The sequence below is a fragment of the Nonomuraea zeae genome, from assembly GCF_005889725.1.
Taxonomy (GTDB): Bacteria; Actinomycetota; Actinomycetes; order Streptosporangiales; family Streptosporangiaceae; genus Nonomuraea; species Nonomuraea zeae.
The window spans coordinates 1-19,401 of the sequence record NZ_VCKX01000129.1 but is presented as its reverse complement, the minus strand read 5'-3'; the positions used below and the strand labels follow the sequence as shown (position 1 = coordinate 19,401).

General features: G+C 71.4%; 14 protein-coding genes. 11 read left to right on the top strand and 3 right to left on the bottom strand.

Features of this window, described 5'->3' with window-relative positions:
- The first annotated feature begins 99 nt into the window (after positions 1-99).
- The 3 genes from ETD85_RS33795 to ETD85_RS33785 are packed head-to-tail and all read left to right on the top strand — an operon-like array spanning position 100 to position 3,142.
- Positions 100-1,398 (top strand): ABC transporter substrate-binding protein, encoded by a 1,299-nt coding sequence (locus ETD85_RS33795; protein ID WP_138693877.1) that lies wholly within the window; start codon positions 100-102, stop codon positions 1,396-1,398.
- Positions 1,399-1,400: 2 nt separating this feature from the next.
- Positions 1,401-2,324, top strand: coding sequence for a carbohydrate ABC transporter permease (locus ETD85_RS33790; protein ID WP_138693876.1), 924 nt, complete (start codon positions 1,401-1,403; stop codon positions 2,322-2,324).
- Positions 2,324-3,142 carry a carbohydrate ABC transporter permease gene (locus ETD85_RS33785; protein WP_138693875.1) on the top strand — a complete coding sequence of 273 codons (819 nt, stop codon included), beginning with the start codon at positions 2,324-2,326 and terminating at the stop codon, positions 3,140-3,142. The genes ETD85_RS33790 and ETD85_RS33785 overlap by 1 nt, the downstream gene beginning before the upstream one ends.
- A 17-nt stretch (positions 3,143-3,159) precedes the next feature.
- Here the strand turns inward: ETD85_RS33785 and ETD85_RS33780 are convergent, their stop codons facing one another.
- Positions 3,160-6,522, bottom strand: a complete 3,363-nt coding sequence (locus tag ETD85_RS33780) for a serine/threonine-protein kinase (protein ID WP_170246978.1) — start codon at positions 6,520-6,522, stop codon at positions 3,160-3,162.
- Between the two features lie 175 nt (positions 6,523-6,697).
- On the opposite strand from ETD85_RS33780, the gene ETD85_RS33775 reads away from it, so the two are divergent.
- The 3 genes from ETD85_RS33775 (at position 6,698) to ETD85_RS33765 (ending at position 10,731) form a co-directional block, all read left to right on the top strand.
- The gene (locus ETD85_RS33775) at positions 6,698-9,463 is read left to right on the top strand and encodes a heparinase II/III family protein (protein WP_138693873.1); all 2,766 of its coding nucleotides are present in this window, start codon (positions 6,698-6,700) and stop codon (positions 9,461-9,463) included.
- A 114-nt stretch (positions 9,464-9,577) separates the two neighbouring features.
- A complete protein-coding gene (locus ETD85_RS33770) occupies positions 9,578-10,024 on the top strand; it encodes an ATP-binding protein (RefSeq protein WP_206058893.1) in 447 nt (148 codons plus the stop codon).
- A 62-nt stretch (positions 10,025-10,086) separates the two neighbouring features.
- Entirely contained in the window at positions 10,087-10,731 is a 645-nt protein-coding gene (locus ETD85_RS33765) for a TetR/AcrR family transcriptional regulator (RefSeq protein ID WP_170246977.1), read from the top strand.
- Between the two features lie 235 nt (positions 10,732-10,966).
- On the opposite strand, the gene ETD85_RS66050 is transcribed toward ETD85_RS33765, so the two are convergent.
- Positions 10,967-11,065: an AAA family ATPase gene (locus tag ETD85_RS66050; RefSeq protein WP_240779608.1), complete on the bottom strand. Its 99-nt coding sequence runs from the start codon at positions 11,063-11,065 to the stop codon at positions 10,967-10,969.
- A gap of 189 nt (positions 11,066-11,254) precedes the next feature.
- Here ETD85_RS66050 and ETD85_RS33755 point away from each other — a divergent pair, with 189 nt between their 5' ends.
- The gene (locus ETD85_RS33755; protein ID WP_138693870.1) at positions 11,255-12,670 is read left to right on the top strand and encodes a hypothetical protein; all 1,416 of its coding nucleotides are present in this window, start codon (positions 11,255-11,257) and stop codon (positions 12,668-12,670) included.
- Between the two features lie 21 nt (positions 12,671-12,691).
- Here the strand turns inward: ETD85_RS33755 and ETD85_RS33750 are convergent, their stop codons facing one another.
- Complete coding sequence (locus ETD85_RS33750) at positions 12,692-15,553, bottom strand: ATP-binding protein (protein ID WP_138693869.1); 2,862 nt, start codon at positions 15,551-15,553, stop codon at positions 12,692-12,694.
- A gap of 259 nt (positions 15,554-15,812) precedes the next feature.
- On the opposite strand from ETD85_RS33750, the gene ETD85_RS33745 reads away from it, so the two are divergent.
- From ETD85_RS33745 to ETD85_RS33730, 4 genes are all read left to right on the top strand, one after another.
- Positions 15,813-16,895, top strand: a complete 1,083-nt coding sequence (locus ETD85_RS33745) for a radical SAM/SPASM domain-containing protein (RefSeq protein ID WP_170246976.1) — start codon at positions 15,813-15,815, stop codon at positions 16,893-16,895.
- Entirely contained in the window at positions 16,892-17,899 is a 1,008-nt protein-coding gene (locus ETD85_RS33740) for a radical SAM protein (protein WP_138693867.1), read from the top strand. The genes ETD85_RS33745 and ETD85_RS33740 overlap by 4 nt, the downstream gene beginning before the upstream one ends.
- On the top strand, positions 17,883-18,566 hold the full coding sequence (locus ETD85_RS33735) for an iron-containing redox enzyme family protein (protein WP_138693866.1): 684 nt from the start codon (positions 17,883-17,885) through the stop codon (positions 18,564-18,566). The genes ETD85_RS33740 and ETD85_RS33735 overlap by 17 nt, the downstream gene beginning before the upstream one ends.
- Positions 18,567-18,579: 13 nt before the next feature.
- Positions 18,580-19,401 (top strand): MFS transporter (locus tag ETD85_RS33730; RefSeq protein ID WP_138693865.1); only part of this gene is annotated, 822 nt, incomplete at its 3' end.

The window sequence follows — 19,401 nt, the reverse complement described above, 5'->3', positions numbered from 1 at the left end:
AGTTGTGAAACGTTGTCAAGCCTTGCGATTTATCGAAGGTATTGACAAGACTTCGAAAGTAACCATGATTGGCTCCAACATCCGGGAGGAGCATCCACAGTGCGAAGAAGAACCGTGACAGCCCTGGTCGCGGCGATCATCCTGGCGGCCACAGGCTGCGGGGGGTCACCGGCGGAAGGCCCGAAGACGGCGGACCCGCAGGCGAAGGTGAAGCTCACCTGGTGGACGGGTCAGACCTCCGACGTGCAGAAGATCCTGGAAGGGCTGGCGACCAAGTTCACCCAGGCCCATCCCAACGTCACCATCGAGGTGACCTCGGGGGCGTCCACCACCGACCAGCTGCTGCAGAAGCTCTCCGCGGGCTTCGCCAGCGGCGTCTATCCCGATATTTCGTACTCTTACGGGAGCTGGGCGTCCCAGCTCCAGGAATCCGGCAAGACCCTGGATCTCACTGAGAAGGTGAAGGACGCCTCGGTCAAGTGGGAGGAGTTCCCCGCTTCCGCCCGCATCACGGCCACGCCGGCCGGCCAGGTGATCGGCTTCCCCGCGCTCGTGGACAACCTCGCGCTGCTCTACAACAAGTCGGTCTTCGACGCCAAGAAGGTGCCGTACCCGACCGACGACTGGACCTGGGACGACTTCAGGGCGACGGCCAAGAAGCTGACCGACCCCGCCGAGAAGATCTACGGCACCGCGTACTCGGTGAGCGGCTCGGAGGACACGACCTGGCACCTGTGGCCGCTGCTGTGGCAGCGCGGCGGCGCGATCCTGTCCTCCGACCAGAAGAAGGCCGCCTTCAACTCCCAGCAGGGCGTGGACGCGCTGGAGTTCCTGCGGGCGATGGCCGTCGACGACAAGAGCATGTACCTCGACCAGACCGACGAGCGGTACGGCCCGCTGTTCGAGGACGGCCGGATCGGCATGATCATCTCCGGCCCGTGGGAGCTGTACAACCTGGGCCAGAAGAAGACCAAGTACGGCGTGGCCTACCTGCCGGGCACCAACGGCGACCACCAGACCGTCTCCGGACCGGACCTGTGGACCCTGCTCGACAACGGCGACGCCAACCGCGCCTACTGGTCCTTCGAGCTGATCAAGTGGCTCACCTCCGCCGAGGGCGACGCCCAGTGGAACCTGGTCACGGGCAACCTGCCGCTGCGCGCCTCCGAGACCGAGCTGCCGGCCTACCAGGACTACATCAAGACCTACCCGGGCGTGGAGAAGCTGGTCGCCAACCTGGCGAACGCCAAGCAGGCCAGGCCCACGGTCAGCGGCTACGTCGAGATGTCCAGGTTCGTCGGTGAGGCCATCTCCAAGACGTTGCAGGGCGCGGCCACGCCGAAGGACGCCCTGGACCAGGCGGCGGCCAAGTCCGCGACGGCGCTGGCCGGGGGCTGAGGATGTCGCTGCTGTTCGCCGGCCGTCACGCCGGCGCCCCCGGTCGCGGGACGCGGTGGCTCAGCCGCAACCTGACCGGCTGGGGGTTCGCCGGCCCCGCCATGCTGCTCGTGGTCGGGCTGTCGATCTTCCCGGCGGTGTGGGCGTTCCTCATCTCGCGTCAGAAGTGGAACGGCATCGCCCCCGCCAAGCCGCTCGGCTGGACGAACTACGAGGTCATGGCGCAGGACCCGGACCTGTTCTCGGCGGTCAGCCACACGCTGATCTTCACGGTCCTGTTCGTGCCGTCGTCGATCTTCCTCGGGATGCTGATCGCGGTCGCGCTCAACCGTCCGATCCGGCTGGTCGGCTTCTACCGCACGTGCATCTTCATCCCGTTCGTGGCCTCCTCGGCCGCGACCGGCATCCTGGCCAGCTTCGTCTTCAACCCCCAGTACGGCGCCGCCAACAGCGTGCTGCGCGTCCTCGGCCTGCCGCAGCAGCAGTTCCTGGAGAGCCAGTCGCAGGCGCTCACGGTGATCTGCCTGATCGCGTTGTGGGGACAGGTCGGCTTCACCGTCGTGGTGTACCTGGCGGCGCTGCAGGACATCCCCAAGGATGTCGTCGAGGCGGCCAGGATGGACGGCGCCGGCCGCTGGCGGGTCTTCCGGCACGTCACCCTGCCCGCCCTGGGCCCGGTCACGGTGTTCACCTCCATCTGGCAGACGATCACCGCGCTCCAGCTCTTCGACCTGGTCTTCACCACGACCAGAGGCGGCCCGCTGGGCGCGACCCAGACCATCGTCTACTACGTCTACGTCCAGGCCTTCCAGCTCACCAGGTTCGGCTACGGCTCGGCCGTGGCCTACGGGCTGTTCGCCGTGACCATGCTCATCACCGTCGGGATGATCCTGTACTCCCGGCGCAGCAAGATCGAGGCCTTCTGATGCGACGCCCGCCCTTCAGCCCGTGGCACCTGCTGCTGATGCCGGTGGCCCTGCTGTTCGCGCTGCCTCTCGTGCAGATGGTGCTGACCGCCTTCATGCCGGACAGCGACATCAACCGCTTCCCGCCCCGCTTCATCCCGAGCCGGCTGCAGCTCGACGGCTTCGCCGGCCTGTTCAACGAGTCCCCGGCGCTGCACTGGCTGCTCAACACGGTGATCGTGGCGGCGGTCGCGGTCGTCTCGCACCTCGTCCTGTGCTCCATGGCCGGGTACGGCTTCGCGCGGCTGAAGTTCTTCGGCAAGAGCGCCGGGTTCATGGTGATCCTCGCGACCATCATGATCCCGACCCAGCTGCTGATGATCCCGACGTACATCATGTTCAGCCGGCTCGGCCTGATCGACACGCTGGCGGCGGCGTTCGTGCCCTGGCTGGCCTCGGCGTTCGGGATCTTCCTCATGCGGCAGTTCTTCCTGTCGCTGCCCGCCGAGCTGGAGGACGCGGCCCGCATCGACGGCTGCAACACCTTCGGGGTGTTCTGGCGCGTCGTGCTGCCGCTGGCCCGCCCGGCGCTGGCCACGCTGACCGTGTTCACCCTGCTGGGCTCGTGGAACGACCTGATCTGGCCGCTGGTCGCGATCAGCGACGAGAACAGCTACACGATCCAGCTCGGCCTGGCCAACTTCCAGGGCACCCGGCACACGCAGTGGTCGCTGCTGATGGCGGGCAACGTGGTGGCGACGATGCCGCTCATCATCGCCTTCATCGCGGCGCAGCGGCAGTTCGTGGCGACCATGACCTTCAGCGGCCTCAAGGGGTGAGCCGTACCGCATCTTGATCACCGGTTCTGGTCGAGCACCGTGTGCCAGAGCGTCAGGTGATCGGTGCGGTAGCTGGTGGACCGGCCCACGGCGACGACATCAGGACCGGAGATCGTGATCGCGTTCAGCCACTGTGCTCCCGCTCCGGCCAGCCCGGCCTGGCCGAGGGCCTGCCGCCGCCAGGAACGGCCGTCCGCGGACGTCCAGACGGCGCTGTCGCTCTCCTGGCTCTCCCCATGCCAGCCGACCGCGACCAGGCCGTCCGCCGTCGTCGCGAGATCCCGCACGGCCGCCTTCCGCTCCGCGGGAAGCCAGGCGAATGTCCAGGTGCTCCCGTTGTCGGCGGACCCGATCGCGAAGGGCCGCTGCTCGCCCGAGCTCACCAGTGCGGCCCCGGCGGCCGTGATCCGGTCACCGGTGGCGACGACCTGAGTCAGCTCCGCCGATTCGACGCCCGACGGTCTCGGCCAGGGACGTGCCGTCCACCGAGCGCCGTCGGACGACACCCACAGCACCGCGTCCCTGCGAGCCGGGCTCCCTGACCCGCCGACCGCCACGTAGCCGCTCGCGGTCGCCGCCACGTCCCCGATCCGCACGCCGGAACCGCTCGCGGGAAGGTCCTCCGAGCGGGTGAGCGTGCGCAGGTCTGCGGTGACCCACACCACCGGTTCGGCTCCGTCGATCCCAGCCTCGCTGCCCGCGATCACATATCCCGAGCTGCCCGCGGCGACCGAGTACGCGACCTGGACGGGCTGCGAGTCGCCGTCGGGAGGCGGGCCGGGGGCCTGGATGCGACGCCAGGTCCGGCCGTCGGCCGAGGCGAGCAGCAGCGGCCGGGTGGAGGAGGGGCTGTTCCCGGTGCTGCCCGCGGCCAGCCAGCCCGCGCGGCCGTGCGTCACGTCGCTCAGCTCCTGCCGGTACGGCCCTTCGAGCTTCCGGTCCCTGATCCTCGACCAGGTTCGGCCGTCGGTGCCGGTCCAGATCGCGGCATCCTCCGCGGCGGCGCCCACCACCACGTACCGGCCGTCGGCGGCGGCCAGCCGGGCGACCTGGGACTGGATCCGGTCCAGCCCCTCGATCTTCTTCAGCGCCACCGCCTCGGCGGCCTTGCCCGGCGAAGCCGTCATCAGTACGAGCTCGCTGCCCGTCTCGGAGGACGCCTTGTCGCCGCCCATCACGAACGTCCCGGAGTCCGAGACCGCCAATCCGCGGAGGGTGGCTCCTGGGCCGGCAACCGCTTCGGTGCTCTTGTGCCATTCGCGCCCATTCTCGCTGGTGTAGACGGCATACCGCTCCAAGCCGGACGCCGCCAGGGCCACGGCGCGCTTCGGCGAGGACGACAGCTGTGTCACGCCGACGCCGTCGCGAGGCATCGCGATCGAGCCGCATCGGGACCATTCGGCCCCGTCCGGCGAGCAGTGGACGGCTGTCTCCCCGCTCGCCGATCGCGTGCGGGCCGGGACCAGGACGAAGGTGCCGGAAGCCACGGCCAGCAGGGCGGAGTGGGAGACGTCGGGCCAGGACGCCGCGGGAAGCCACGTACGACCGGCGTCGAGCGAGCGCAGCACGGCGATCCCGGACTCATCCCCGGCCCGTGCCCCCAGGGCCACGACCGTGTCGCCCTTGGCGACCACGGCGGTGAGCCCGCGTACGGTGCCCGCCCTGCCGACGCTCGCGCTGTCCACCCTGACCCAGCCGTCGCCGTCGGCGAACGTCCAGACTGCCGGTCGCTCCATACCGTCCTGGAAGGCGGCGCCGACGACCACGAAGCCGGAACTCGTCCTGGCAATGTCCGCGATCCGGTCCTCGCTGCGGAACGTGGTCAGCTCGCCGGCTGCCAGAGCCTTCCACGCGTGACCGTCGGTACTGGTCCACACGCCGGCGTCGCCCATGGCGAGCCAGTGGCCGTCTCCCCCGGCCACTCTCTGCACTTCAGCAGGCCCCGGTTCCGGTCCTCCCTGCCCGGTGACGTCTCCCAACCGCCACGTACGCCCGCGGTCGCGAGACGTCAGGAACAGCGGCCGCGGTAGCGCGCCGGTCGTGTCGCCGCCGGCCGCGACGATCACGTCTCCCGACGCGGCGACGGCGTTCAGCACCTGCGTGCCGCTCCTGCCCGGCGGGCCGGCGAACATCCGGTCCGCCACCATGGCCGTGCCCGGCGGCCAGGGCGGATCCGTGTCGGAGAGGTAGAGCCGCAGCCCGGCCAGGATCGCGCCCACGACGACGAGTGACATCGCGACCGAGACGACCCGCCGGACGACTCCCGCCCGCCGCACCGGAGGGGAACCGGCCGTGCGGGAACCTGCCGGAAGAGAGCCTGCCGGAAGAGAACCGGCCGGTCGAGGCCGGAAATCAGGCTGATCGCCAGGTACGTCGAGCCGTCCTCTCGGCGGCCCCGGCGGGTCGCGCTCCGGAGCGCCGGGGGGCGGCTCCGACGGGGCGGAGTCCGGACCCCGGTGCCGCTCAGGGACGGCGGGTGGCGAGGTCGCCGCGGCGAGCTTGCGCGCGGCCGCGGCCACGAGCCCTTCGTGGTCTCCCCTGTGGAGATGCACAGACGCATCGGGTGGGCCACTGGGCTCCCCCACCAACGCGAGCAGCACCTCTCGGGCGCTCGGCCGTCGCTCGGGCGTCTTTTCGAGGCAGCGTTCGACCAGTGCCCGCACGTGCTTCGGCAGGCCGGAGACGTCACACGGATGGTTCACGATCCGGTGGACCGTCGCGGCGAGATTGGACCGCCCGAACGGCGGGTTTCCCGTCGCCGCGAAGACCATCGTGCCCGCCCAGGAGAAGAGGTCCGACGCCGTCCCGACGCGCCCGTCGGACGCCTGCTCCGGCGACATGTAGGACGGCGTGCCGATGATGCCCGCCGAGGACGTGGTGGTCGCATCGAGTATCCGCGCGATGCCGAAGTCGACGACACGCGGACCGCCCGGCCCCAGAAGGACGTTGGCGGGCTTGAAGTCGCGATGGATGATCCCGGCGCGGTGAATCGCCACCAGCGCCGCCGCCGTGCCGATCGCCAGCCTCTCCCATTCACCGGGGACGAGCGGGCCCGCGGACGCCACCCTTTGCTGGAGCGACTGCCCCTCGATGAACTCGCTGACCACGTAGGGATGGCCGTCTGCCATGGCGTAGTCCAGCACGCGGGCGGTGCAGAAGGGGGCGACCTTGCTCGCCGCCTCGATCTCCCTCAGGAAGCGCCGCCGCGCTTCGGCGTCCTCCGCATGCCGCCCCTGCAGGACCTTGATGGCGACGCGTACGCCCGCGGGAGATCGAGCCAGGTAGACGAGGCCCTGCCCGCCTTCACCGATGCAGCCGAGCAGCTGGTAGTCGCCCAGCCGCACGGGCTCGCCCGGTCGTAACGGGCGGAGCTCGGACACAGGCGTTCCCTCCCGGTTGTTCCCGCACAAGACTCCGGCTTCCTGCCATCATTCCGCAGGCCCCGCCATCTTGTGGCAAACCGGCCCAAGACCACGTAATCACTCTGCGGACCGGCGGGGGCGTTCCCGTGCCCGGCATACCGCCGGCATACCGCGTGCCTCTACCTTCGCGAGCATGTCTCCCTCGTGGCGGCGGCTCGCCGTCCTGCTCCTGATCGCCCCGTTCCTCGTGCCGGGCCCGCCGGCCGCCGCGGCCGCGTTGTCCGACGCGGGCTTCTTCGGCAGGTGGAGCGCCGGCGCCTGGACGGTGGGACCGCGGCTGAACTACGCGCACGCGGGCCTGAAACCCGTGGAGACCGCGGTGAAGGCGGGCAGCTACGCTCTGGCCAAGCAGCGGCTGCTGGACTACTACCGCGCCCGCCCGGCCATCGAGGCCGGCGGCTTCTCGCACACGGCCTGGCCGGGCGCGCTCGAGCTGACCCCCAGCCACATCTGGACGCTGGGGTCGGGCGAGGTCTACGTCAAGACGCTGACCTTCGGCCCCGGGGAGAAGACCGTCACGGCCGACGTCACCAGCAGCATCAACAGCGGCAAGCACGGATTCTTCCTGATGAGCCGCCGCAAGGACGCGGTCATCGCGCTCGTCAACAGCAGGAGCAAGGGGTCGGGCAAGCCTGCCCTCCGCCTGACCCTGGCCGACGGCTCGGTGAAGACCCTCACCCCTGTGCACGACACCTACATCTGGGCGGACAAGCCGAACAACGTGTACGGCGCCAAGTACTACATGCAGGTCAGCGACCAGGGCGCGGGGCCGTTCACCGGCGAGACGCGCAAGGCGTACCTGCGCTTCGACCTCGGCGGCGTCGCGGGCGTGAAGAAGGCGGAGCTGACGCTGACCGGCACGGCCGACACCGCCAAGGACCTCATGCTGTACGGCAACGCCGAGACCTTCGACGAGGCCACCCGAACCTGGTCCAACACCGTACAGAACACGTTCTCCTGGGAGGGTGACCCCGGCGGCTTCGACTGGAAGCTGCCCGCCGGCGCCGACAACGAGTATCTCTACCAGCTTCCGCGCTTCTATTTCGCCGGCCCGCTGGCCCTGGAGTACCAGAAGACCGGCAACGAGGAGTACGCCCGCACGCTCATCGGCCTGATGACCGACTTCATCAAGGACGCCGACGTCTACGACGCCGACCAGGGCGCCGGTTCATACCCGGGCAACCTGCACGCCGCGCGCCGCCTGCACAACTGGATCGCGGCCTACGAGATCCTGCGCAAGAGCCCGTCGCTGACCGCCGAGGCCAACACCGCGATTCTCAAGACGATGAACCGGGCCGGCCTGTACCTCCAGGTGAACGTCAACGGCACGCCGAACAAGATGCAGTCACAGAAGATCACGTTGCTGCACGCCTCCGTCTACTTCCCGGAGTTCCGCGTCGCGCCCGCGTGGCGGACCGACGCCGCCGGTTTCCTCTCGGCCCAGCTCAGCGACTCGACCTACGCCGACGGCGGCTACAAGGAGTCCACGGACGCCTACCTGCGGGGCTACCTCGCCCAGTACGTGGACGTCGTCGGCTACATGCAGCGCAACGGCATCGCGTTCACCGCCACCGCCGAGCTGCGGCGGCTGGGCCGCTTCCTCATGGACCAGAGCTACCCCAGCGGGTACGGCCCGGCCTACGGCGACAGCGACTCCCAGGACCTGCGCAGCACCCTCGCCAGGCTGGGCGAGCTGCTCAAGGATCCCGAGCTCAGCTACGTCGGCACGTCCGGCAAGTCGGGTGAGAAGCCGGCGCACACCTCCGCTCTCTACCCGGACACCCGGGTCGCGATCTCCCGGTCCGGCTGGAGCGCCAGTGACTTCTACCTGCGGATCAACGCCGACCGCGGCAACCACAGCCACCCGGACGAGCTGGCGATCACCGCCTACGCGCACGGCCGGCCGCTCCTGCCCGACATGGGCACCTTCACCTACAGCACGGACAGCCGCGCGGAGTGGCTGCGGCGCACCACGGAGGCGCACAACACGATCGAGATCGACGACACGGCGCAGACCTCGACCGCGGCCGGCGGGATCTCGCACCTGATCAGCAACCCCGCCTTCGACCTGATCGGCGCGAACACCGAGAGCTCCACCGGCGTCCGCCACGAGCGGTCCGTCCTGTCGCTGCACTCGGGCCTGTGGGTGGTCTCCGACCGGCTCAAGCCGGCGGACACCGCCGAGCACCGCTACGAGCAGAACTGGCACCTCGCGCCGGACGCCAATCCCTCGATCCGCTCCGGGACCGAGGCCACGACCACCGCCTTCGCGACGGGCGCGAACCTCACGATCGTCCCCGCCGACCCGGCCCAGGTCGGCTCCGGCCTGCGCGACGGCTACTACGCGCCGCGCTTCTACTCGGTGGAGAACGCGAAGTACGCCTCCTACGTCAAGACGAACGACGGCGAGACCGACGGCGGCAAGACGACCTTCGACACCCTCCTGCTGCCGTCCGAGGGCGCGGCCGACACGTCGGTGACGGTGGAACGGCTTCCCGTCGGCACCACCCCGTCCCACGAGGCGACCGCCCTGAGCCTGAACGGCGGCGCGGGGGTCTACTACAAGTCCTGGACCGCCAAGGCGCCGCGCGCGTTCGGGTCCTACACCTTCGACGGCAAGCTGCTCTACGCCGACGCCGGATCGATCGTGCTGGTCGACGGCTCGTCGGTCGTACGTGCCGGCACGACCCTGGTCAAGGCGCCGGCCGCGGTCAAGGACCTCGCCGTGACCTTCGGCGGGGAAGGCGTCGTCCGTATCGACGGCAGCGGGCTGACCGCGAGCACCGATCCGGCCACGGCCATCATGATCGCGGCGCCGGACACCGCCGGAGTGTTGCTCAACGGCCGGCCCGTTCCCTTCGAACGCGCGGGCGCGTTCATCTACGCGGCGGCCGCCTAAGTCCCGTCGGGGTTCGCGCCCAAAAAAGATCTTAATTCCCTTTGTTGGATGACATATCGAACGATCGCTATGTTGATGGGGTATTCAGGAATCCGGCCAAGAAAGGACGCGATCATGTGCATACGCTCCCATCGAGACCCGCCAGCTCGCCCCCTGGGGGCGGCGTCCTGGACGCTGGCCCACGACTTCGGCTCCGTGCCCGTGGCCCGCGCGCTCCTGCGGTCGCACCTGGCCGGCTGGAGCATGGACGACGCCACCGACGATGCCGAGCTCCTGGTCAGCGAGCTGATCACCAACGCCGTGCGCCACGCGCCCGGCCCGGTGCGGCTCACCGTGTGGCTGGTCGACGGGTTCCTGCGCTGCGAGGTCGAGGATCGGCATCCCGCCGTCCCGCTGCTGCCGGACGCCCCCGAACGCGACGAAGGCGGCTACGGGCTGCGCCTGCTCGATGCGCTCGCCTGCTGCTGGGGCAGCGACGTCACCCCGGCCGGCAAGGCCGTATGGTTCGAACTCCCGGCCACCGCCACCCACGACCACAGAATCGCCCATTGTTGCGCCTGATGCATATCGATCGATCGATATACGATAGACGCCTGCTCACTCTGCGATCCCGGAGAGCGACGATGAACAGCAGCGAAAGAGCCGCGAAGAGCCCCGATGTCGAGCTGGCGCCGACCGAACGGCGGCTCATGGAGGCGGCCCAGGCCCTGTTCGCGACCAAGGGCTACTCCGCGGTGGGCATCCGGGAGATCGCCCGCGAGGCCGGTCTGACGATCGGCTCCCTCTACCACTACGCCGCCAGCAAGGAGGACCTGTTCCTCCAGCTGATGCGGCGCAGCTACGCCCGGGCCAACGCACGCGCCAGGGAAGCGGCCGCGAGCGGTTCGACCCCGGTGGAGCGCCTGGCGAGCCTCGTCCGGATGCATGTCCTGAGCGAGGTGAGCGAACCCAGCGTGTGGCGGCTGAACCGCTCGGAGCTGGAGGTCATCAGTGCCGAGGCGCGCGCGGAGCTGGTGGTGCTGCGCGACGAGTTCGAGCAGACGTGGCGGCAGCTCATCGAGGACGGCATCGCCGCCGGCAGCTTCGCCCCCGACGACCCGGCCATCGCCCGATTCTCCATCATCCAGATCTGCAACGGCGTGTCGCTGTGGTACCGCCCGGACGGGCGGCTGTCGCTGGACGAGATCGTGGCCATCATCTTCCGCCAGGCGCTCGCGCTGTTGCGCGCCGGAGCATCAGGCACGCAGCCGGCGGGCCTCAGCTCTTGACGGCCTCCGCGATCTGCCGGGCGGCCTGGGCGGGCGTGAGGTGCGTGGTGTCGATGACCTCGGCCTCGCCGTGCAGCCACGTGCGGGCCGCCTCGGCGTAGGGCTCGAGATATTTGAGGCGGAACGAGGACGGGCCGAGAACGGTGTCCCCCTCGATGCGCCCGCGCAGGGTGTCCTGGTCAGCGTGGAGGACGAAGTGCCTGACCGGGATGTTATGCCGGGCCAGGCCGACCTTCTAGGCGTCCAACACCCGTGAGTCCGGGATCAGCTGCTGCACGAGCGGGCTGGTCGTCGTCTTGCCTGCCCCGTGGGTGCCGTTGAGCCATACGATCACGGGACCCGATGCTAACGCGGTGCGGACCGCGGAGACGAGCGCGGCGGTTCGAGACCGTGACGGCCGCGTTGCCCCGATTTTCAACGATTGCTTTCTCCGGGTTGGCCGATCTGTCATGTTTGATCATTAGGTCTGATACTTGCTCATATCGCGGCTTCACGGCCCATCCCCTCGACGGAGAAGACTCAGATGCGAGTTGTCCGATTGCTGACCGCCTCGGCCGCGGTCGCCACCACTGTGGCCATGCTCGCCGCCCCTGCCATGGCGGGGGTCGACCAGGCGCAGGCTGCTCACGGCCGGCAGATCCAGGTCCGCCGCGACCACTCCGACGTACGGGTGCCGTTCGTGGTCAAGAGGTCCGGCGAAGCGCTCATCGACCTGAATGCCGCCGCCCCCGGCACGGACTGGGCGGTCAAGGGCGGCGAGTCGGCCGTCGTATCGATCTACGTCGACAACCGCTACGCCACCGACCTCGTCGTCTCCGGAGACCAGCCGCTGCACCGGCAGCTCGCTCTCGGCAGGGTCAGCGCGGGGCCGCACCAGCTGCGCCTGCACTTCGCCGGCGAGCGGTCCGCGGCGGGGAGCACCTCCGTCCGGCTCGACGGGGTGAAGGTGACGACGTACGCGCCGGGCAGCGCGGACTACCTGGCGCTGCGCTACGCCCCGATCGTCCACGGCCGCGCCAACCCCGAGCTCGGCACCCCCGACCAGAACGCGACGACCGACACGCCGCTCATCGCCTGGCACGAGTCCGGGCCGGGGACGGCGCCCGGCCGCACGAAGCTCACCTACTCCGTGGTGTGGAGCAACGAGGACGGCGGGACGAACACGCCGGCGCTGATGGCCCGCTGGGGCCGCACCACCGACATCGAGTGGATCTACGACGTGGAGGTGGACGAGCACGGCAACCGGGTCGCGGGCAGCGACACCTATCAGGCCGCCAACCACCAGACGCTGCACTTCTCCGGGAAGTACGAGGGCGACCACGCCCTCCTGGAGACCTGCACCAGCAACAACAACATGTGCGACCAGGTCACCGACCCGATGCGGTTCTTCCTGTCGGCGCTGGCGACGCGGCCGGCCGACCAGGCCCGCGAGCACATGATGGACACCAACCCCTGGACCTACCAGATCATGTCGAAGGAGATGATCAGGGAAGGCAAGATCGAGGCCGCCTCGGACACGACACCCGCCACGCCTGAGGTGAGCGACCAGCGCAACTATCTGTACGCGGTGGTCAAGAAGACGACCGACCGGCCCAACACCGGGTCGTCCTGGGTGGGCGTCGCGCTCGGCGTACGGCTCAAGAGCGGCGCCACCGTCTACGTGTCGAACCACGTCGACCCCACCTGGTCGATCCAGCGGGACGACACGGCCGCGACCACGGTGGAGCTGCCGCCCGGCACGACGGCCGACGACATCGAGGAGATCACCGCCAACCGGGTCGTGGTCGGCACGGACAACGGCGCCGTCGTGCACGTCACCGGCATCAAGCGCGGCTTCTTCCTGGGGCAGGACTACCTTCCCCAGCCGTCCTTCCTCTCCTGGAACGGTGACGTCACCGTCGATCCGGCCACGCCCTCAGCGGTGCTCTGGCGCCGCTGACCGCGCCGGGCCCGTCCCGCCTCAGTCCCGCCCGGCCCGCGGCTCGGTCTCCTCCAGCCACCGCACCACCTGGTGGGGGCCGCCGGTCGCGCGGGCCAGCGCGTGCGCGACCCGGACCTGGATCCGCCGCGACGAGATGGCCAGGGCGATGTCGAGGGCTTCGCGCAGCCCCTCGACGGCCTCGTCGCGCGCGCCGCGGCGCAGGCGTACCTCGCCCAGGCCCAGCAGCCCCATCGCCTGGCCGGCGGCGTCGGACAGGTCGCCGGCCGCGGCCAGCACCTGCTCGAAGGCGGCCTCCGCCGCCGCGAGCCGGTCCTGGCGCAGGTGGAGGGTGCCGAGCCAGTAGCGCGCCTGGGCGGCGTTCCGGCGCGCGCCGCTCGACTCGCTGACGGCCAGCGCCCGCTCCAGGTGCCGGCGCGCGCCGTCCAGGTCGCCGGCGCCGAGGAGGAGCCGGCCGAGGTTGCGCAGGCAGTACGCCTCGCCGCCGCGGTCGCCGGCCGCCCGCAGCCCGGCCAGCGCCTCCCGCTGGCGGCGCTCCGCCCGATCGGCGTGCCCGAGCCGGGCGTCCAGCGCGGCGGCGTGCGACAGGGCCAGGGCGCGCCCGTGCCGGTGGCCGAGCCCGGAGAACAGGGCCAGCGACTCCTCGAAACAGGCCGCCGCTTCGTCGTAGCGCTCCTGGCCGGTACGCAGCGGCCCGAGCTGGAACAGCACGGCGGCCTGGCCGCGGACGTCGCCGTGCTCGCGGGCGGCGGTCAGCGCGATGTCCAGGGACAGCGACCACTCCTGGACGTGGTCCCTGATCCTGAACAGCGGCGCGCACGTACAGGCCAGCTCCCAGGCCAGGCTCGCCTGCCCGGCCTCGGCCGCCTGCCGGACGACGGTCACGACCGCCTCGCGCTCGGACTCCAGCCAGGCCAGGGGATCCTTGGCGACCGCGTCCAGGATCTCGGGCGCGGGCCGCGGCCGGGCCGCCGGTCCGTGCACCGCTTGGTGGTCACCGCCGTGGACGCCGCGGTGGGCGTGCTCGGCGAGGGCCAGCCAGGCGCCATGGGCCCGGCCCACGGCCTCGGCGTTCTCGCGCGGATCGCCGTCCTTGGCGCGTTCCCTCGCGTAGATGCGGACCAGGTCGGGGAAGCGGTAGCGCGGCGGCCCGCACCCCGCGCCGCCGTCGACCTCCAGGAGCTGGGCGTCGACGAGCTGTTCCAGGATGTCCTCGGCGCGGGATTGGGCGCAGTCAAGCAGGGCCGCGGCGACCCAGGCCGCGAAGTCCCGGACGTCCAGCAGGCCCAGCGTGTGGAGGAGGTGCCTGGCGCACGGCTCCAGGCCGCAGTAGGTACGGGTCAGGCCGGCCCGGACGTCCAGTTCGCCGAAGGCGAGCTCGTCCAGGCGGTGGCGCTCGTCGGCCAGCCGGGTGGTGAGCCGGCGTACGCTCCAGTGCGCCCTGGCCGCCAGCCGGGCGCCGGCCACGCGCAGCGCGAGCGGCAGGTGCCCGGTGAGGGCGGCCAGCTCGTACGCGGTGCCCGCCTCGGCCGCCACGCGCCCGCCGCCGGCGATCCTGGCCAGCAGCTCGACGGCGGGCTCCGGGTCGAGCACGCCGAGCCGGACCTCCTGGGCGCCGGCCAGCGGGGTGAGGCGTTTCCTGCTGGTCACCAGCACGCCGCAGGCGGCCACGCCGGGCAGGAGCGGCTCGATCTGGGCGGTGTCGGCCGCGTCGTCCAGGAGGACCAGCAGCCGCCGGTGGCTCAGCAGGCACCGGAACCGCTCGGCCCGCTCCTCCATGCTCGCCGGGATGTCGTCGGTGGCGGCGCCCAGCGCGCGCAGGAATCTGGCCAGGGCGTCGGAGGGATCGGTCGGCGTGTGCCGGCTGCCGCGCATGTCCACGTACAGCTGGCCGTCGGGGAAGCGGTCGCGCAGCCGGTGGGCGACGTGCACGACCAGCGCGGACTTGCCCATGCCGGCCCGCCCGGACACCGCGGCGACCGGCAGCGCGGTGCTGTCCGCGTCGAGCAGGATCCGGCTCAGCTCGGCGGTCTCACGCTGCCTGCCGGTGAAGTCGGCGATGTCCGGCGGGAGCAGGCAGGGGGCGCGGGCCGGCTCGCCGGGGCGCGGCGGCGGATCGCGCTCGGGGACGGGCGGCGGCGGATCCCGCAGCAGCTCCAGATGCGCCTCCTGGAGCGGTGGGGAGGGATCGACGCCGAGGTCGGCGGCCAGCCGGCGGCGGACGGACTCGAACAGCCACAGCGCCTCGGCCCGGCGTCCGCACGCTCCCAGCAGGCGCAGCAGCCTGGCCTGGATCGCCTCATGGTAGGGAAGCCGGAGCGCCACGGCCTCCACCGCGCCCAGCGCCTCGTGCGCGCGGCCGGCGGCCAGGGCCAGGTCGGCGAGGGTGCTCGCGCAGGCGAGCCGTTCCTGGTCGAGCCGGAGCGCCGCCGGGTCGCCGCGCAGCCACTCCGAGGCGTCGGCCAGCACGTTGCCGCGCCACAGTGCCATGCAGCCGGCCAGCGCGGAGACGGGGTCGTCCTGTTCGAGGGCGGCGGCGGCGCGGATGCGGAAGCGGCGCGCGTCGACGTGTTCCGGCGGGACATCGAGCCGGTAGCCGCCGAGGGCGAACCGCACCGCGCTCCCCAGCCCCGCGTGGTGGTGCAGCCAGGACCTGAGCCTGGAGGCGGCGGTGCGCAACGCGGCCGTGCTGCCGCCCTCAGGGCCCCAGACGCGGGTCAGGAGCCGGCCTTCGGTGACCGGTTCCGGGGCGTCGATGAGCAGCGCGGCCAGCAGCGAGCTGACCTGCCGGCCCGGGGGCTCCAGGCGCAGCCCGCCGGCGCGCACCTCCAGCGGGCCGAGGACCCGGAAGTCGGCGATCGTCCTCGCATTGCCGTCGGTCACGCTGAACCTCCGCCAGAGAGCCACAGACCAGTCGAACCTGCGCGGGCCACTCCCCGGCTTCACGCGGGAGCGGGCGTCGTCTGAACACACTTCGATGCGCCGGCCCCTCCGGATCGCGCGGGGAGCGGGATTTCAGCTCGATTACAGCCACGGGCGCGGCCGTCATCGAACGGTTCACCGGCTGCAAACGCCGCGTGCCAGCGTATGGCCTCGTACGGCCCGGACATCGGGAAGGCGAGCGTCGTCGGAAGGCGGGCACATGCATCTGGTCGAGATCATCAACCTACGGCCACGGCCGGGAGCGGCGGTCTTCCTCGGGCTCACCCGGCGCTGCCCGCTGCTGTGCCGGCACTGCTCGACCGACTCGCTCATGAACAGCGAGCAGCACGATGCCGGGCTGTTCACCCGCTTCGCCGACACCTTCACCGCCGACGAGCACCCGGAGCTGGTGCTCATGACGGGCGGCGAGCCGCTGCTGCGTCCCGGCCTGGTGACGGCGATCGCCGAGCGGGCCCGGCGGGCCGGCGCGCGCACCGCGCTCATCTCCGGCATGTTCTTCGCCCGCGAGGACCGCGTCCCGGACCGGATCGCCCGGGCGATCGCGTCGGTGGACCACTTCGTGGCCAGCCTCGACGTCTTCCACGAGGAGCAGGTCTCGCGCGGCGCGGTGTTCGCGGTGCTCGGCCGGCTGGTCGAGGCCGGCATGGACGTGAGCGTGCAGGCCGTGGGGCTGGACGACGAGGACCCGTACCTGGAGGACCTCACCCGCGACGTGCGGGAGACCTTCGGCGGCCGGGTGCCGATGCTGGTCGCGCACGTCGGCTCCGCCGGCCGGGCGGCCGAGTGGCTGACGACGGCCGCGGCCGGCGTGCACACCCTGGCCCTGCCCGCCGCGCTGCCCTGCGACATGGCCGGCTGGCCCACCATCGCCTACGACGGGACCGTCCTGGCCTGCTGCAACCAGGACGTCATCGACCGGCGCGGGCCCGAGCACCTGCGCCTGGGCCACATCGGCGAGGACGGCTGGCCGGAGATCAGGCGCCGGCTGACCGGCGCGCCGCTGCTGCGCGTCATCCGCACGCTGGGGCCGCAGCCGCTGGCCCAGCGGGCGGGCGAGCCGGTCGACGGCGGGCTCTGCGGCACCTGCCTGCGCTTCTCCGACCAGCCCGAGGTCGCGCGGCAGGCGTCGGAGCTGACCGCGGGCGAGACGTTCGGGGCGATGGAGGAGATGGTGGAGCGGCTGCACCTGCAGGCCGGGCCCACGGCCTTCGCCCGCAGGTACGGCTCGCGCCGCTACGCCGACCTCGTCACGCTGGGTTACCGCGAGGGGGCGCGCTCATGACCAAGGTCAGCGCGGCCCGGCTGACGCGGGTCCGCGGCGAGTCGGGGGCGACGGCGCTGCTGTTCATCACCGACCGCTGCCCTGTCGGTTGCGGCCACTGCTCGGTCGACTCCCGTCCGGACAGCCCCAAGATCACCGACTTCGCGCTGTTCGAGCAGATCGTCGACGCGCTCGCTGCCTCCAGCCTGCCGCTCATCGGCATCTCCGGCGGTGAGCCGTTCGTCGAACGGCGCGGGCTGCCGCTGGCCGCCGAGCGGCTGGCCGCCGCCGGCAAGGAGATCGTCGTGTACACCAGCGGGTTCTGGGGACGGGCCGGCGCTCCGCCGCCCGACTGGGCCAGGCGGGTGCTCCGCCTGTGTGCCACGGTCGTCCTCAGCACCGACGCCTTCCACGCCACGCAGATCGCCGCCGAGCGGTACGTCGCCGCGGCGCGGGCCATCGCCGAGGCGGGCACCCACATCGTGGTCCAGGTCATGGACCTGGACGGCATGCCGGACCAGGCCGCGGAGCTGCTGGAGCGGGCGCTGGGGGCGAACTGGCACGACCACGCCGAGCTGGCGCTCACCCAGCCGGTCCGGCAGGGGCGCGCGGAGACGCTGTTCGTCGAGGGGCCGCACCGCCGGGGCAAGGACTACGGCACCTGCCAGGCGGCCGCGGTGCCGGTCGTCCGCTACGACGGCGTGGTCTCGGCCTGCTGCAACGAAGGCGTGGTCATGGGCCGTGGACCGGGTGCCATCCGGCGCCGCTGCCGTACGGGCGAGGAGGTGAGCGCCGCGCTCGACGGCTACACCAGGCACGCCTTCTTCCACTCCCTGCGCGCGCCCGGATTCGGCGCGCTCATGATGCTGCCCGAGTTCGCCGACCTGGCCGAGCAGCGTTTCGCGAGCATCTGCCACCTGTGCTGGGCCGTGACCGCGCGGCTGGGAGAGGGCGCCGTGGACGACCCGTTCTACCGCACCTTGTCACTGATCGGAAAGGAAGCCGCCCATGACGACTCACAGTGAGGAGCTCTGCCGCAAGATCGAGATGGTCATGCCGATCTACGCGGCCGCCACGCGCCGGATGATCACCGCGCCGGACTTCCGTGCCGTCTACCCCGAGTACCTGTGCACCTCCCACATGCTCGTGCGGGCCTCCGTACCGGTCATGCGGCGCGCGCTGGAGCGCTGCGCCGAGCTCGCCCCGCACGACGAGGTGGCCGCCGGGCTCGGCGACTACCTGCGCGAGCACATCCCCGAGGAGCTCGGCCACGACGAGTGGGTCCGCGAGGACCTAGCCGCCATCGGCGGCGATCCCGACGAGCCGTGGCGGCGGATGCCGCCGCCGTCGGTGGCCAGGGTCGTCGGGTCGCAGTACTACTGGATCAACCACTACCACCCGGTCACCCTGCTCGGCCACATCACGGTCATGGAGGGCTATCCGCCCACCCTGCCGATCATCGAAGGGATGATCGAGCTCACCGGATACCCGCGTACCGGCTTCCGCAACCTGCTCAAGCACGCCCGGCTCGACGTGCACCACCGCAAGGACCTGCTCGCCGCCATCGACGCGCTTCCGCTGCAGCCGCACCATCGGGCGGCCATGAGCACCTGCGCGCTGAACTCGGTCGTCCTGTTCGCGGACGTCATCGACGACCTGATGGCCCGGGTCACCGACGACGCGGCGGCGTGAGCGGAGGATCGGCATGACGAAGCGCGGGCTGCTCCAGCCCCTACGGCACCGGCGGTTCCGGCTGCTGCTCGCCGGGCAGGCCGTCTCCGCCGTCGGCGACTGGCTGGACCTGCTCGGCCTGGTGGTCCTCGTGCTCTATGTCTGGAACCTGGGCCCCGGGGCGATGGCGTCGGTCGTGGTGGTCTCGGCGCTGCCGTGGCTGCTGGCCGCGCCCGTCGCCGGCGTGCTGGCCGACCGGCTGCCCGCGCGAGCGGTGCTGATCGGCTGCGACCTGGGCCGCGCGGCCGTCGTCCTTGGCTACCTCCTCGCCCCCGACCTGGCGGTGCTGCTGGTGCTCATCGCGGCGAAGAACACGCTCAGCGCGCTGTTCGCGCCCGCCGAGCAGGCCGCGGTCAAGCGCGTGGTCCCCGAGGAGGACCTGCTGCAGGCGATCTCCGCGACCACGTTCGTGAGCCAGGCCGCCAAGATCGCCGGGCCGGTGCTCGGCGGAGTGCTCGTCGGCGCCTACGGCCCGCAAGTGGTGTTCGTGTGCGACGCGGTGACCTTCGTGCTCTCCGCGCTGGTCCTGACCCGGCTGCCCGCCATCCGGTCCGCGGGCGGCGAGCGCCCGGAGCGGACCTCCTTCCTGACCGAGCTGACGGCGGGCTTCGTCCACATCAGGCGCAGCAGTCTCCTCATGGCCGCCATCGGCGCGATGACCGCCACCACGTTCCTGATCTTCGTGTACGACGTGCTGTCGCCCCTGGCGCTGAAGGAGCTCGGCGCCGCGCCCGGCCTGCTGGGCGTGGTCATGGCCGGGGTCGGGGCCGGCACGGTCTGTCTCTTATACCCATCT

Bases quoted from the DNA above. Each gene is read 5' to 3' on its own strand.
- ETD85_RS33790 (WP_138693876.1), top strand. From the start codon at position 1,401: ATGTCGCTGCTGTTCGCCGGCCGTCACGCCGGCGCCCCCGGTCGCGGG.
- ETD85_RS33735 (WP_138693866.1), top strand. From the start codon at position 17,883: ATGACGACTCACAGTGAGGAGCTCTGCCGCAAGATCGAGATGGTCATG.
- ETD85_RS33745 (WP_170246976.1), top strand. From the start codon at position 15,813: ATGCATCTGGTCGAGATCATCAACCTACGGCCACGGCCGGGAGCGGCG.
- ETD85_RS33775 (WP_138693873.1), top strand. From the start codon at position 6,698: ATGTCTCCCTCGTGGCGGCGGCTCGCCGTCCTGCTCCTGATCGCCCCG.
- ETD85_RS33770 (WP_206058893.1), top strand. From the start codon at position 9,578: ATGTGCATACGCTCCCATCGAGACCCGCCAGCTCGCCCCCTGGGGGCG.
- ETD85_RS33755 (WP_138693870.1), top strand. From the start codon at position 11,255: ATGCGAGTTGTCCGATTGCTGACCGCCTCGGCCGCGGTCGCCACCACT.
- ETD85_RS33785 (WP_138693875.1), top strand. From the start codon at position 2,324: ATGCGACGCCCGCCCTTCAGCCCGTGGCACCTGCTGCTGATGCCGGTG.
- ETD85_RS33765 (WP_170246977.1), top strand. From the start codon at position 10,087: ATGAACAGCAGCGAAAGAGCCGCGAAGAGCCCCGATGTCGAGCTGGCG.
- ETD85_RS33740 (WP_138693867.1), top strand. From the start codon at position 16,892: ATGACCAAGGTCAGCGCGGCCCGGCTGACGCGGGTCCGCGGCGAGTCG.